Source organism: Geobacter psychrophilus, assembly GCF_056821595.1.
Genome location: NZ_JBXDTU010000004.1, coordinates 229,027 through 243,350 on the forward strand (window position 1 = coordinate 229,027; position 14,324 = coordinate 243,350).

General features: G+C 56.1%; 17 protein-coding genes. 8 read left to right on the forward strand and 9 right to left on the reverse strand.

The window, feature by feature from the left end:
* Positions 1-90: 90 nt before the first annotated feature.
* Entirely contained in the window at positions 91-375 is a 285-nt protein-coding gene (locus ACOCF6_RS03305; RefSeq protein ID WP_482458962.1) for a hypothetical protein, read from the reverse strand.
* Between the two features lie 133 nt (positions 376-508).
* Here ACOCF6_RS03305 and ACOCF6_RS03310 point away from each other — a divergent pair, with 133 nt between their 5' ends.
* The 3 genes from ACOCF6_RS03310 to ACOCF6_RS03320 all read left to right on the forward strand — a co-directional run bounded on the left by ACOCF6_RS03310 (position 509) and on the right by ACOCF6_RS03320 (position 2,510).
* The gene (locus ACOCF6_RS03310) at positions 509-997 is read left to right on the forward strand and encodes a GreA/GreB family elongation factor (RefSeq protein ID WP_482458963.1); all 489 of its coding nucleotides are present in this window, start codon (positions 509-511) and stop codon (positions 995-997) included.
* 5 nt (positions 998-1,002) lie between these two features.
* The gene (locus tag ACOCF6_RS03315; protein WP_482458964.1) at positions 1,003-1,662 is read left to right on the forward strand and encodes a methyltransferase; all 660 of its coding nucleotides are present in this window, start codon (positions 1,003-1,005) and stop codon (positions 1,660-1,662) included.
* A gap of 140 nt (positions 1,663-1,802) precedes the next feature.
* Entirely contained in the window at positions 1,803-2,510 is a 708-nt protein-coding gene (locus tag ACOCF6_RS03320; protein WP_482458965.1) for a spermidine synthase, read from the forward strand.
* A gap of 34 nt (positions 2,511-2,544) precedes the next feature.
* Here the strand turns inward: ACOCF6_RS03320 and ACOCF6_RS03325 are convergent, their stop codons facing one another.
* Complete coding sequence (locus ACOCF6_RS03325) at positions 2,545-3,036, reverse strand: hypothetical protein (protein ID WP_482458966.1); 492 nt, start codon at positions 3,034-3,036, stop codon at positions 2,545-2,547.
* Positions 3,037-3,219: 183 nt separating this feature from the next.
* Positions 3,220-5,400, reverse strand: a complete 2,181-nt coding sequence (locus ACOCF6_RS03330) for a Tex family protein (protein ID WP_482458967.1) — start codon at positions 5,398-5,400, stop codon at positions 3,220-3,222.
* 184 nt (positions 5,401-5,584) lie between these two features.
* On the opposite strand from ACOCF6_RS03330, the gene ACOCF6_RS03335 reads away from it, so the two are divergent.
* Positions 5,585-6,049, forward strand: a complete 465-nt coding sequence (locus ACOCF6_RS03335; RefSeq protein ID WP_482458968.1) for a hypothetical protein — start codon at positions 5,585-5,587, stop codon at positions 6,047-6,049.
* An 88-nt stretch (positions 6,050-6,137) separates the two neighbouring features.
* On the opposite strand, the gene ACOCF6_RS03340 is transcribed toward ACOCF6_RS03335, so the two are convergent.
* From ACOCF6_RS03340 to ACOCF6_RS03360, 5 genes are all read right to left on the reverse strand, one after another.
* On the reverse strand, positions 6,138-6,890 hold the full coding sequence (locus tag ACOCF6_RS03340) for a YdcF family protein (protein ID WP_482458969.1): 753 nt from the start codon (positions 6,888-6,890) through the stop codon (positions 6,138-6,140).
* A 68-nt stretch (positions 6,891-6,958) separates the two neighbouring features.
* Positions 6,959-7,510 (reverse strand): cysteine hydrolase family protein, encoded by a 552-nt coding sequence (locus ACOCF6_RS03345; RefSeq protein ID WP_482458970.1) that lies wholly within the window; start codon positions 7,508-7,510, stop codon positions 6,959-6,961.
* 80 nt (positions 7,511-7,590) lie between these two features.
* Complete coding sequence (locus tag ACOCF6_RS03350; protein WP_482458971.1) at positions 7,591-8,241, reverse strand: outer membrane protein; 651 nt, start codon at positions 8,239-8,241, stop codon at positions 7,591-7,593.
* Between the two features lie 37 nt (positions 8,242-8,278).
* The gene (locus ACOCF6_RS03355) at positions 8,279-9,469 is read right to left on the reverse strand and encodes an Ig-like domain-containing protein (RefSeq protein ID WP_482458972.1); all 1,191 of its coding nucleotides are present in this window, start codon (positions 9,467-9,469) and stop codon (positions 8,279-8,281) included.
* A 67-nt stretch (positions 9,470-9,536) separates the two neighbouring features.
* Positions 9,537-10,166, reverse strand: coding sequence for a peroxiredoxin (locus ACOCF6_RS03360; protein ID WP_482458973.1), 630 nt, complete (start codon positions 10,164-10,166; stop codon positions 9,537-9,539).
* Between the two features lie 151 nt (positions 10,167-10,317).
* Here ACOCF6_RS03360 and ACOCF6_RS03365 point away from each other — a divergent pair, with 151 nt between their 5' ends.
* On the forward strand, positions 10,318-10,833 hold the full coding sequence (locus tag ACOCF6_RS03365) for a peptidylprolyl isomerase (protein WP_482458974.1): 516 nt from the start codon (positions 10,318-10,320) through the stop codon (positions 10,831-10,833).
* A gap of 258 nt (positions 10,834-11,091) precedes the next feature.
* Here ACOCF6_RS03365 and rsgA read toward each other — a convergent pair whose 3' ends face one another.
* The gene (gene rsgA / locus ACOCF6_RS03370; protein ID WP_482458975.1) at positions 11,092-12,048 is read right to left on the reverse strand and encodes a ribosome small subunit-dependent GTPase A; all 957 of its coding nucleotides are present in this window, start codon (positions 12,046-12,048) and stop codon (positions 11,092-11,094) included.
* Positions 12,049-12,296: 248 nt separating this feature from the next.
* Between rsgA and ACOCF6_RS03375 the strand changes: the two genes are divergently transcribed.
* From ACOCF6_RS03375 to msrB, 3 genes are all read left to right on the forward strand, one after another.
* Positions 12,297-12,770, forward strand: a complete 474-nt coding sequence (locus tag ACOCF6_RS03375) for a ferritin-like domain-containing protein (RefSeq protein WP_482458976.1) — start codon at positions 12,297-12,299, stop codon at positions 12,768-12,770.
* A 173-nt stretch (positions 12,771-12,943) separates the two neighbouring features.
* A complete protein-coding gene (gene msrA, locus ACOCF6_RS03380) occupies positions 12,944-13,561 on the forward strand; it encodes a peptide-methionine (S)-S-oxide reductase MsrA (protein ID WP_482458977.1) in 618 nt (205 codons plus the stop codon).
* A 28-nt stretch (positions 13,562-13,589) separates the two neighbouring features.
* Entirely contained in the window at positions 13,590-14,150 is a 561-nt protein-coding gene (gene msrB / locus ACOCF6_RS03385) for a peptide-methionine (R)-S-oxide reductase MsrB (RefSeq protein WP_482458978.1), read from the forward strand.
* The last annotated feature ends 174 nt before the right edge of the window (positions 14,151-14,324 follow it).

The window sequence follows — 14,324 nt, forward strand, 5'->3', positions numbered from 1 at the left end:
TCCCCCCCACCCTAACCCTCCCCCGCCAGGGGGGAGGGGATTATTTTATTTGTTCATTTAAGAGTTCCAGCTGTTCGAGCGGCATCAGTCTCACGCAGGCAGTACAAAATCGGCCCCGGCAAACTGAATGGCAGTCGGATCAGTGGCGCGCGGCGGCGAGACGGCATGTACCCCGCCGCAGGACGGACAGCTCTGAACAAAGGTCTCCAGTATAAATGCTGCACCGCACCCCTGGCAGCTGTTTTCCAGTCCGCCGCCGGGCAGTTTCGACGTTGCCACCGAGCCGCCGTGGGCATTGAGAACAAACTCCACCAACGCCCTGCCGGACGCAAAAGGCCCTACTCCCGGTGTCCGGGAAGCTCCGCACTCACACATATGTATTCCTCCTGTCGTACTGCATCAATTTTTGTGCTATAGTGCAGATCCTAATCGATCAAGAACCTCGTTATTATGACGTGCGTCAAATAGTGTGCAATATTTTCAAGGAACTTCACAGCCCATATGAATCATGAATAAGACCCATATCCTCCAGCTCATCGTAGAGCAGCTCACCCATGACCTGGCGGTCCAGTTCAATGCCGCAAAAGCAGCCCACGAAGCATCCACCCACGAGGAAAACATCCCCGACAACAAGTACGAAACCCTCGCCCTGGAAGCCTCGTATGTGGCCCAGGGACAGGCCAACCGGGCCCAGGAGATCAGGCGGGCACTGGAATCTTACAAACAGCTGACGCTGCAGCTCTTTGATGACAGCAGCCCGATCGGCCTGACCGCGCTGGTCATGCTGGCAGGCGAAGACGACACATCGAAAACAGTCTTTATCGGACCGCTGGAAGGGGGCATGAAGCTGGTTGACCAGCCGACCGGTAACGAGATTGTAGTCATCACCCCGGCATCCCCCCTGGGCAGGGACCTGATCGGCAAAACCGTCGGGGACCCGGTCAAAATCGGCGTCGGCAATAACTGCAAAGAGTTTGAAATCATCGGTGTCAGTTGACAGGCATGGACCGCTCCTCCAAAAACCGCCTGACGGAAAGGCTCCTGCCCCAGTTCCCCGGCGAGGGTCTCTTTGACCGTGTCGCCCGGGCGGTCTGTCGGGCCGGCTGTCTGCCGCGCAAAGAGCTGTATGAAGCCTGGGAGGTTGCCCGCCGGGTCCGGCGCCGCTTCCGTGGCGGACGGGTGATTGATTTGGCCTGCGGACATGGCCTGCTGGCGCACCTGCTCCTGCTGTTGGATGACAGTTCGCCCGGCGCCATTGCAGTCGACCGGAGCATCCCGGCCAGCGCCGCACGACTGGCGGCTGTCCTGGAAGATACATGGCCACGCCTAAACGGGCGGGTACAGTTGATACAGGCGGAGCTGGAATCGATCCCGCTGGAGCGGGGCGACCTGGTTGTTTCGGTACACGCCTGCGGCGGCCTGACCGACCTGGTGCTGGAACGGGCCCTGGCCGTCGGGGCCCGGGTGGCGGTCCTGCCCTGCTGTCACGACCTGAACAAGGCCGACCTGGGAGGACTACAGGGCTGGCTGGACGGGCCGCTGGCAATGGATGTCCTGAGGGCCGAACGCCTGCGGGCGGGCGGTTACCGGGTCATGACCCAGATGATCCCGGGCGATATCACGCCCAAGAACCGCCTGTTGATGGCAGAGCCGGGTGATTGAATCACATAACCGGTTCCAAACCAGCAGGGTCCGGGTTCCTCCCCCTTCAAGAGGGAGGGGATTTCAGCCCAACGCAAAGATCTAACCGGACATTTCTAAAAAATCAGAGATAATTTATAACGTACAAAAGGAAGGTCAGCATGGCACAGCCCTGGAAGACAATTGAAAGCATCACTACAGACGAAGGGTCACTCGAACTGCGTCAGCGCGGCGAGCGTGATTTTTTGATCATGATCGGCCCACAGGTGCTCATGAACAGCCTGGCTAACCGATCCGAGGTGATGCTCGGGCAGCTCGGCTGCGGGCATCTGAAGGAGAGTGAAGGCCCGCGGGTATTGGTGGGTGGCCTGGGCATGGGCTTTACGCTCAAGGCGGTGCTGGACACCCTGCCCGCTACCGCCCAGGTCGTTGTGGCCGAACTGAACCCGACCGTCGTTGAATGGTGCCGTGGCCCCCTGGCCCCCCTCACCGACAGTGCTGTCGCAGATCCGCGGGTAACCGTAGAAATCGGCGATGTTGCCCACCGCATCCGCCGCAGCGCCGTGAACGGCGGTGATGCGCGCTTCGATGCCATCGTCCTCGACCTCTATCGCGGACCGCATGCCAAGACGCACCACAGCGACGACCCGCTCTACGGCAGCCGTGCCATCGAGAATATGCGGGCAGCGCTCAAGCCCTGCGGTGTTGTGGCTGTGTGGGGGGAACAGTATGACGAGAGTTTTGACAAGCGCCTGCGGAGTGCCGGTTTCACCGTAACCACCGATCGCCCCGGGCGGGGCGGCCTCCGGCATGTGGTCTTCATGGCTCACCTGAAACCATCAAAAAAATCAGGCAAACACGCCTCCTGAGGGACAGGCGACGCATCTCAGAAGTGGAACGTTGCTAAACCCGGCTGAGGAGTGATTTCAGCTTCACCATCTCTACGGGACAGACGTTCAGGCAGTCGTGCCCTTCCAGAAACTCAACCAGCGATGTCAGAAAGATCCCGAAGGAGGGCGGCACAGCGGCCTTGTTGTAATAGTACGTGCCGTTGTTGAACAGGACATTGAGGGCAAAACCGGTGTTGGGGGAATTCAGTTCGACCAGCCCTTTGATCAGCCGGTAGATTTCCTGCTCCAGTTTTTTCTGGGTACCGCTGGCCGGTTTGGATTTATGGGCATGCAGAAAATCCAGGCTCACCCCGGTACGCTTCGTCGTACATCCCACCAACCCGTCGAAGATCCGCATCATTTCCTTGACAATATTATCCCGCGCGACCTGCGGAGAGGCATCCTCCTCCATGGTCGGCTGGTATTTGCCCACTTTGCGGGCTGACAGACGACCGGCGGTCGAATCTGCTGCCAACCGCCATACTTTTTTTTCTTTCTCTTCCATAACCTGAACTCCTGACTTCGGTTGAATTTAAACTATTCAGAACCTTCTGACATTCCCCCCTCCCCTTGCGGGAGGGGGTTCGGGGGAGGGGGAATTTGCCATATTTTACTCAGCTGGCAGCTTCACCCACCCCTCAATCCCCTCCCGTCAAGGGAGGGGAGGTAAATTCCTACAGGCTGCAAACTACGCTTTCCCACCCTGCTCCGCTTCCTTGATCGACAACGCGATCCGCTTGCGCTGCGGGTCGGCGGACAGGACCTTGACCTTGATCACCTGCCCGGCCTTGACGGCATCATTGGGATCCTTGACATAGCGGTTGGCCAGGTGACTGATATGCACCAGGCCGTCCTGGTGCACGCCGATGTCCACAAAAGCACCGAAGGCGGTGACATTGGTCACGATCCCCTGCAGGATCATCCCCTCCTGCAGGTCGCTGATCTCGCGGATATCATCGCGGAATGTGGCGGTCTGAAACTGGCTGCGCGGGTCGCGCCCCGGCTTCTTCAACTCGGCGATGATATCATTCAGCGTCGGCAGCCCGACACTGTCGGAGACATAGCGCTTCAGATCGATCCGGTCCACCAGGGCCGGATCAGCAACCAGTTCTCCCAGAGAGACGCCCAGGTCGGCGGCCATGGCCTCCACCAGGCGGTAGCGTTCGGGATGGACGGCCGTGTTGTCCAGCGGATTTTTGCCGTCGCGGATGCGGAGGAATCCGGCCGCCTGTTCGAAGGCCTTGGCCCCGAAGCGCGGCACCTTGAGCAGGGCCTTGCGGGTGATGAAGGAACCGTTTTCATCGCGGTAACGGGTAATGGCCTTGGCCAGGGCCGGACCAACACCGGAAACATAGGCCAACAGCGCCCAGGAGGCGGTGTTCAGATCAACTCCCACGTAGTTGACACACGACTCCACCACACCGTCCAGCGACTTCTTCAGCATGGCCTGATTGACATCGTGCTGATACTGACCGACGCCGATGCTCTTGGGATCCACCTTGACCAGCTCGCCAAGCGGGTCCTGCAGCCGACGGGCGATGGAAATGGCGCCACGCACCGTCAGGTCCAGTTCCGGGAACTCTTCCCGGGCAATGTCCGAAGCCGAGTAGATGCTGGCCCCCGCCTCGCTGACCGACACCACCGACAGCGGCCGTCCGGCAGCAGCCAAGGTCTCCTTGGCAAAGATCTCCATCTCGCGGCCGGCGGTACCGTTACCGACGGCGATCATTTCGATCCCGTGGGTCTCGACCAGCCGCAGCAGGTCCTGGCGGGCCTGGGGCACACGCCCCTCGCCGATATGGGGGTAGACCGTAACATGCTCCAGGAAGCGACCGGTTCCATCGACCGCCGCCAGCTTGGAGCCGGTGCGGAAGCCGGGGTCGATCCCCAGCACCCGCTTGCCACCGGCCGGCGGCGCCAGCAGCAGGTCGCGCAGATTGCGGGCAAAGACCAGGATGGCCGCCTCATCAGCGCGGTCCTTGCTCTCCAGGCGCAGTTCCACCTCGATCGAGGGTGCGATCAGCCGTTTGTAGGCATCCTCGGCTACGTGCTCCAGCAGCGGACCGAAGATGCTTTCACGCAGGATCAGGCGCGACTTCAATCCTGCCAGGATCTGATCAACCGGCGCGCTGATCGAGAGGTAGAGCACCTCCTCTTTTTCGCCGCGCCGCATGGCCAGCATACGGTGCGAAGGGATCACCTTGAGCGGTTCCTGATAGTCATAATACATCTCGAACTTGGTGACCTGCTCTTTGAAAGCTGCCGCCACCCGCGCGGTCATCACACCCTGCTCTTTTGTCAGCCTCCGCACGTAGGTACGGGCATCGGCATTATCGGAAAGACGCTCGGCCAGGATATGCCCGGCCCCTTCCAGGGCGGCCGCTGCATCGGGCACCTCCTTTGCGGGATCGATGAAGGGCCCAGCCGCCGCCTCGGCGGTTCCCGTGGTCAGCTCCTGGGCAGCCATGATATCGGCCAGCGGCTCCAGCCCCCGCTCCCGGGCGATGGTCGCCTTGGTGCGGCGTTTGGGCTTGTACGGCAGGTACAGGTCTTCCACTTCGGTTTTCTGGCGCGAGGCCTCGATGCGCTCCCGCAGCTCGGGGGTCAGCTTGCCCTGCTCGTCGATGGATTTGAGGACCGTGGACTTGCGCTCCTCCAGCTCGCAGAAATAGGTGAACTGCTCCTCAACCGTGCGGATCTGGACCTCGTCCAGTTCGCCGGTCTGCTCCTTGCGGTAGCGGGCAATGAATGGCACCGTGGCGCCTTCCTGCAAGAGATCGACGGTATGTTCGACCTGAAACGGCTTGAGGCCGGTCGCTTCAATGATATAGGGGATGATTCTGCGGGCCTGTTCGTCTGTCAGCTTCATTACAACTCCGGTTTATAGTGATAAGCTGATCATAGTACTACAGCTGTCGCGAAATAGAAAGGCTGCAGCAGTGCGTATACGGGCAGAGCTGGTGTTGAAGGAATCGGGTTTACAATTCACAGGCAGGCGACTATAGTTCATAAAAATCGCCCGGTTTCGGCTGGTTAAGAATCGAGAGGACTACATGAAAAACGTATGTATCACAGCCGCACTGCTGCTTTTGATAACGGGAAATGCCCTGGCCGGCGTGGAGTATGACAGGTGCATCAAGGAAGAGAAGGCACTGAAGACAAAGGAAGCGGGTGATTGCAGCGGGCTCAAGCACCTGCTGAATCCGAGTGCATGTTATGCGACAAAGAAAGCGCTCAAGGAATACAGAGGGGGCAAATGCAGGCAGATCGGCCTGACAGAGAACGTCGACTTCAGCGCCCCCAAGGTTATTCCGGAGCAGAACAGCCCTCCTCCCACCAATGTCGTCAGCACGGTTCCTGTTAACAGCAATGCAAGTGAATCTGTGAAAAAGGCAGAACGTGAGACACCGCAGCAGGAATACACGATAGAACAGGTCAAAGAAGAAAATGCCCGTCTCAAGGCGGAAATCGACCGCCTCAAGACGGAGAATGAACGACTCAGAAAAACGGGGCGCTAGCCTGGGCCGTCAACTTCCGGGTACTGCGCTCAAAACCGGCCTCACGCGGAGACGCAGAGAACGCCTGCGTCTATCTCCCAATCCACCATCACATAACCTTATAAAACAGCAGCCCGAGGTACTCCCTAAGAGCTGAGGCCGAATGCACCAGGTGTCTCGCGCTCGGGAGAAAGTCCGACCAGATATACGTAAGACCGTTACCTGTCGCGAAATGGCCGGGGACGGGAGTTACCGGCATCCCCACCATTTGAAAGGCCTGGACGGAACGGCGCATGTGGTAGGCGGACGTTACCAGCAGCGGATATCTGAAACCATGCAGTCTCACGATTTCCTGGCTATACATCGCGTTCTCCCGTGTATCCCTGCTGTGCGGCTCAAGCAGCACATGGTTTTCACTGACTCCCAGATCAACCAGAAAACGCCTGATGACGGGCGCCTCGGGGGCTCTGCCCGCATAGACGCTCCCTCCGGAGATGATGATCGGGATATGCAGCCGGTGATACAAACGGGCAGCCGTCACCAGGCGAGCCATCGAATCCTCGCCGGGTGTACCGCGGCCTGTCAGATCAGCAGCCTCTTCATGAATACCGCCCCCCAGCAGGATAATGACATCCCCCCGGACATGCGGCGGGATCGTCATACCGGCCTCAAGCCTGCCCATCAACGCATCCGAAACAGGAGCTATCGAAAGAGCCCAGAGCAGCAGTGCCATGACGATGTTGATCAAGGCGCAGCAGCGCAGTTTGCGCCGCCACAACCAGACAGCAGCCAGCAGCAGGATGAGGACAAAGAAACCGGGCGGGATGACGAAGGGGGTGATCAGTTTTTTCAGAATAAACATTTTACTCTCTCAACGGCTTAAACACGACCTGCGCAGATCTGATTGCCGCGACATAAACTATTTGATCGTTATGCCCTGCCTTCGATAACTTCTTTTGTTGAAATCACCTGGGCGTAGAGGATTGACAATGCCGCCATAAAGGCCGCGTGTACCTCTGATGCCTGTATGGTCTTGCACCTGAAATTCAGCTCTTTTGTGGCGCAGGCGTCTTCGGCAACAATACAATCGAAACCCGAATCAAAGGCAGCACGAGTGGTTGCGTCGATGCACATGTGGCTCATTGCGCCGCAAATGACCAGATTGCTGACTTGTTCTTTTTGAAGCAGTTCCAGCAGCACTGTGCCACGGAAACTGTTGGGGTAGTTTTTCACGACAACGGTTTCATCATCTTGGGGAGATACCATGTGATGTATGTTCACCCCATCGGTCTCAGGCAGAAAAAACGTCGCTCCCGGGCGACTGGAAACATGCTGGATATGGATGACAGGTGATTTTGATTTTCTGAATTCGTTCAAAAGGAGCTGCGCATGTGCCGCAGCTTCTTCCATGCCGACAAGCTCCATGCTGCCGCCGGGGAAATAATCATTCTGAAAATCAACCAGTAACAGGCAGGTTCTCATATCAGTTCCTTGTTGTTCATTCGCGTGGCGGTTTGTCGCACTAGGTTAAATTCTGTCTCTCCCGTCTATAATCTCAGCGGTTAAAATCCCACCCGCAGACCTAGCACGGCACTGTGATTGAAATACTCCATCTTGAATTTATTGCCATTTGCCTCGGTGAACCGTGGCTGTGTAGTACCAAAAAAACGATAACCGAGATCAAGATTCAGATAATTATTCAGAGCAAAATCTATTCCCGTCCCCGCTTGGTAGGCAAATACCGTAGAGGTGCCGCTGGCAAAGGGTTGACCGATCACCTTCAGTCCGGAGGCCTCCATGAGTGCTGCACCTGCACCAAGGCCGACATAGGGTGCCCAGGGACTTTTATTATGGAAGACCCCCCAGCAGTTGACCAGCAGGCTGTCTACAACCACGTCGCCGCCCGCCTTGACGCTCCCGCCGGAAAAACTCACTTCGTTAAGCGGATTGCTGCGATGGGTGTATTCAAGCTCGACCCGCCCCTCCCCGATCGGATTACTGGAACCGAAGTCCCATCCGACTACAGCACTCCCCTGCATGGCCGGATCGAACTTGAGGCCAAAGCTCCCCAGGTTGTCGCTGCCCTTGGAGGTCATCAGATAGTTGCCTCCCAGGAATGCCCCCACATAGGGGCCAGTGTGTTGTGCCTGGACCTGGCTGCAGAGTACAAGTGGCAGACAGAGGGTAATTATCAATTGATATGTACGTTTCATGTGGTTCCTTCCTGGTAGTGGCAATGTTTCAACTCTTTTATTGAACTGTAACGTTAGCTGTAACAGTTTGACCGTTATAAACAGCAGAAATGATGGTTGGACCAACAGCAACCCCAGTGACTACTCCAGTTGAGCTGACAGTAGCTTTATTGGTGTCTGATGAACTCCATGTACTGATGGAAGTCACATCCTGTGCTGTACCGCCAGCAGGGGCGGCGGTAAGCTTGAAAGTTAAAGTGCCTCCAACAACTACTGTTTGACTTGGCGAAGTCAATGTTAAGACAAGGGCTGTTACTGTGAGATTAGTATTCCCGCTGATACTGACGCCGTCTGCATTTGTTAATGTGGCACTGATTGAGGTTGTTCCCGGTGCAACAGTTGTGGCCACTCCGCTCGTGGGGTCAATCTTAGCAATGGTTGGCTGGGATGAAGCCCAAGTGACCGGGGAAGTGCTGGGGATGGGGGAAGTAGTTCCGTCGGAATACTTACCCGTAGCAGCATAATTTTTGGTTATTGTTAATCCGGCAACGGTATCGTTAGCCGGCGTTACCGCAATTGATTGCAGCAACGCCGGCGTAACGGTTAGCGTCGTAGAAGTAGAGGCTGGTGCGGTTGGGAGGATATTATCAAAGCTCGCAGTAATCGTTTCAGGACCTTCAACAAGTGCCGTGGCAAGGCCTTTGCTGGCTGGATCGTTGCTTACCTTTGCGTTCGTGCCAGCGGCCGGACTCCAGTTTGCATCAAAAGTCAGGTCTTGAGTAGTGTTGTCAGAAAAGGTGCCAACCACGGTGAACTGTGTGGTCAAACCTTTGTGAACTGAAGGATTAGCTGGTGTAATCACCATGTTTGCAGATGAGACCGTGGCATTGGTTACCTGCAACGTGTAGGTGGCCGATACATTACCCACTGTCGCGGTCACAACAGCGGTTCCCGCAGCAATACCGGATACCCGGTTTTTATTCGGTGCAGTAGTAAAATTGAATTTGGCCACATTTGCGTCACTACTCGACCAAACTACTTGATCGGTAATATCATTGGGTACGCCCGAGTAAAATCCTCGTGCCGTAAGTTTGGTGGAGGTGCCCGCTGCAATTTTTGAGTTAACCGGAATTATCTCGATCGAAGTCAGAGGGATAATTCCTTCGGGCCCGCGGGTCGGGGTTCCATTATAACCACACCCGGATAACAGCAGCAGCATACATAAACCCGACAGCAACAAACCTTTCATGCGTTCTCTCCATGAATACTTTTGTGATTTCAATAGGGTCAAATTGTATCGAAAGCGAATATCCGCCTTATTTCTTGATCGTCTTGTCGCCCGGCTTCCAGTTGATCGGGCAGAGCTCTTCGGTCTGCAGCGCCTTCAGCACCCGCAGGGTCTCGTCAACACTGCGCCCCACCTTGTCGCTGTGCACGATCCGGTACTGGATCACGCCGCTGGGATCGATGATGAACAGACCGCGCCGGGCGTAACTGTTCTGTTCGTCCAGCACCCCGTAATTGCGGGCCGTCTGCTTGCTGAAATCGGACAGCAGCGGGTACTCCAGCTTGTCCAGGGCACCGCTCTTGAGCCAGGCCAGATGCGAGAATTTGCTGTCAACGGAAACCGCCAGCACCTCGGCATTGGCTGCTTTAAAGTCAGCCAGGGACTTGTTGAAGCCCTTGATCTCTGTCGGACAGACAAAGGTAAAATCACCGGGATAAAAGAACAGCACCACCCATTTGCCGCGGAAGTCGTTCAGGCTGACCTTTTTGAACTCCAGGTTGACCACCGCATCCAGAGTAAAGGGCGGGGCCGGCGACCCAACCTCGGACTCGACCACACTCTGGCTGACAGGATGGATATTGGAAACCGGGGCAGCCGCGACGACATTGCACATCGAGATGGTAAGCATAACAGTAGTGATTGCAATAAGGTATCTCATAGAATCCTCCTCAAGTATGGGTCAGACGTTCCAAACACATTAACGCAGCGCTTCAGCTTTGGCAATGCTCAAAACTAGTTCTAATTTCTGATTTTTTATGTTAGAAAATAGCCAAACAGTAACCTGTTAACATTTTATCGGGAGGTAGTACATGTCTGAGCCGAATCCGCAGGTCCTGCTGGAAACATCCATGGGGAACATCACCATTGAACTCTTCAAAGAAAAGGCGCCCATCACTGTCAGGAATTTCCTCAACTACGTCAAGGAAGGCTTCTACGACGGCCTGATCTTTCATCGCGTCATCAAGGATTTCATGGTTCAGGGTGGCGGTATGAGTGAGAATCTGGAGCAGAAGAAACCGAAGTTCGCCATCAAAAACGAGGCCACCAACGGTCTCTCCAATACACGCGGTACGCTGGCCATGGCCCGCACCGCTGTCGTAGATTCGGCCACCAGCCAGTTTTTCATCAACACCGTGGACAACCTGTTCCTCAACCACAAGAACAAGCAGCCGGACAACTTCGGTTACTGCGTCTTCGGCCAGGTAATCGAGGGCATGGACGTGGTCGACCAAATCCGTGCCGTCAAAACCGGCAACAAGAACGGACATGGCGATGTGCCGGTCGAGCCGGTCTTCATCACGAGCGCCAAGCTGATCGAAGCATAATCCGCGCTTCAGCCGTTCAAACAATGACGCCCCGTTTCCTCATGAAAACGGGGCGTTTCTGTTAGGCCTAAGATAGTTTAACCTATAAACGGCAGTTGCACCGCAGAGGACGCAGATGTTCGCAGATAAATCAATACGTTATAGAAAAAATCCTGTTACCATTATGGTAAAATGCTTTTGAGTCTTAACCACCTTATTTTCCTCTGCGTTACTCCGCGTACTCTGCGGTAAATGCTTTATTTAAGATATTTCGAAGCCTCAGTTTTTCCAGTCCCGCTGGCGCGTCTCGATTTCATCCGATTCCACTTCGTTCAGAATTTCGATATAGGTGGCATAGCGCTCCGCGCTGATGCTTCCCTGGGCGACCAGCTCGATCACGGCGCAGCCAGGCTCGGTCCTATGGCGACAGTTCCGGAAACGGCAGGCCACCTGGTGGGTTTCTTCAAAGCCGGGGTAATGGGCGGCCAGATCCTGCATGGTGATATCCACCAGGCCGAAGTCCTGGAAGCCGGGGGTGTCGACCAACTCTCCGCCGTCGGGCAGGGCATGCAGGGTCGAAACGGTTGTTGTATTGCACCCTTTATAATTCAGCTGATTAAGCCCGCCCACCTTCAGATCGATATCGGGACAGATGGCGTTCAGCAGCGAGCTCTTGCCCACACCGGTCGTACCGACAAAGGCACCGCGATGCCCCGCACCCAGAAACTCCAGCAGCGGGGCCAGCCCCGCACCTGTGGCGGCACTGAGCGGAAAGACCGCGACAGACCCGGCGTAGATGCCCTGCAAGCTTGCCACCGTATCGGCGGCCTGCTCCAGATCACACTTGTTGATCACCAGGAACGGATCCAGGTCGGCCGCACGGGCCGAGACTATGGCACGGTCGATAAATCCAGCCGGCGGCAGGGGAAACGCGGCCACAACAATGCCGAGCACATCCAGGTTGGCCCCGACTAGGTGAACGCCGCGCATGGCGTCCCGACGGCGCAGTTCCGTGCGGCGCGGCAGCCGCTCCAGCACCTCGCCCCGGATCAGCACGTCATCACCGACCACATGCCCGGAACGCCGCTTGACACGCACCATTTCGCGTGTTCCATCCGTGAACTGCACCTCGACCGCCACGCCATGATGGGCAACAATCACGCCTCTCCGTTCAGGTTCAAGTTCGGAAACAGCACTCACCTTGCGACTGCCGGCTGGTTTTGTGCGTGCCCTCACCTTTCATACCTCTGCATGCATATCTGAGCCAATCCTGCCATGTTTGTTTCCTCTTTCACAAAATGTCGGCACCAGTATAACAGGAGCAACAGGGATAACAAGCAGCACGTCATCTCTCCCTGTTATTTCACAACAACCGGGGGAACATACAGTCAATCAGTGGTTGAAACTGTATACAATTTGCGTTAAAGTACTTCCCAAATATCAAACACTAATCGTCAGATATATACGTGAGGGGAGATGATCCGATGAACGACAATCAGGTCTGCTACACATTTGATGCGGCCGTGGAAATGGCCATCAAGATGGAGGACGAGGGTTTCCGCAACTACCTCGCCGCCATCCGCAGCGTTACCGACAAGGGAGCGCGGGAGATTCTGCGCGAAAACGCCCTGGATGAACTTGACCACAAACACCAGCTTGAAAAAGCACTGCTGGAAGGGCGCATGGCAGGCGGCGCGGAACTGGATCTGCCGATTCCCACCATGCACCTGGATTACTTCCTGAAAAAACAGGAGCTGGGTCCGAAGTCAGGCGTGCGCGAAGCACTGATCTATGCCATCCATCTTGAGAAGGAAGCCGTGGAATTTTACGGCACAGTTGCCAACGGCTGCGCCGGGGCCCCGATGGGCAACCTGTTCAAACAGCTCCACATTGAGGAAAGCCGCCATCTCCAGACGCTGGAAGATCTGTATGAGCAGCACTTCATGACCGAGAACTGAGTTATACAGGCAGTTATCACCTTACAGCGGCAGGGTCGATCATCCGACCCTGCCGCTTCTTTTTACCCCCTCCTTTACATTTCATCCTTTCCAACTTCGGACACCGTGCTATAATAAGACAAAATAAGTCCTGATGTCATTAACCTTGTGCGATTAATAGCGAGGTAACCTGTATGAATACCGCGTTAAGAATACTTCTTGCCACGGCACTGCTCTTGATACCGCTCCAGCAGGGTCTGGCAGCAGCGTCGGCAGCGAAAACAGAAACAGCCATCTTCGCCGGCGGCTGTTTCTGGTGCATGGAAGCACCCTTCGACAAGCTGCCCGGTGTAGTTTCGGTTATCCCCGGCTACTCCGGCGGAAAGGAAAAGAATCCCACCTACCAGCAGGTTTCCGCCGGCGTCACCGGACATGCCGAATCAGTGCAGATTGTATTTGACCCTTCCAAAACCAGCTACAGTAAACTGCTCGACATTTTCTGGCACAACATCGATCCGACCGTGACTGACCGCCAGTTCTGCGACACCGGCAGCCAGTACCGCAGCGCCGTCTTTTATCAGGGTGAAGATCAGCATCGGATTGCCCTGCAGTCAAAGGCCGCTCTTGAAAAGAGCAAACCCTTTGCGGGAGCGATCGTAACCGAGATCACCCGGGCCAGTGCCTTCTACCCGGCTGAGGAATACCATCAGCACTACTACAAGAAAAATCCGCTGCGCTACAAATATTACCGCAACGGATGCGGGCGGGACCGACGGCTCAAGGAACTGTGGGGCAGCGCAGCGGGCCACTAAGAGTTTAGTTTCATGGGGAGGCACCATCATGATTTCGCGCAGAGTTTTCCTGATTACCTGTTTTTTCGGACTGATCGCGGCCTGCCAGCAGAAGGGGACAATCCCTGCCGCCACTTCGCCTCCCGCTGGCCCCGGCCAGATCAAACCATCACAGATACGGCTGTATTCGGCAGCCCAAAAGGGATACATCATGAGTGAAAAAGTGATAAAAAACCCGGAAGAATGGCGCAAGCAACTGACACCGGAGCAGTACCACGTTGCCCGTGAACAGGGCACAGAGCAGGCCTTTACCGGCGCCACCTGGAACAACCACGAACACGGCATCTACCAGTGTGTCTGCTGCGGCAACGACCTGTACAGCTCGGAGCACAAGTATGAATCCGGGACCGGCTGGCCCAGCTTCTGGCAGCCGATCGCCCCGGAAAACATCACTACCCGCGAGGACAACAGCTTTTTCTCCCGTCGGACAGAGGTAGTCTGCAGACGCTGTGACGCCCATCTGGGGCATGTCTTCGATGACGGCCCCAAACCGACCGGTCTGCGCTACTGCATGAACTCGGCGGCCATGAACTTCGTCAAAACGCCGTAACCGCCCCGGCCAACTAACTGCCTGAACTACGGCTGTGTTCCCTCCAAGGTGATCATCCGGCTTGGATGAAAGGGATTACGGCCTTAACTCACAAAGCTTTTTGCTTTTAACAGCAAAAACCTGCATCATGATTTTTTACTTTTCATCCCGTGCATGCCCTTCATGCAGGTAAAT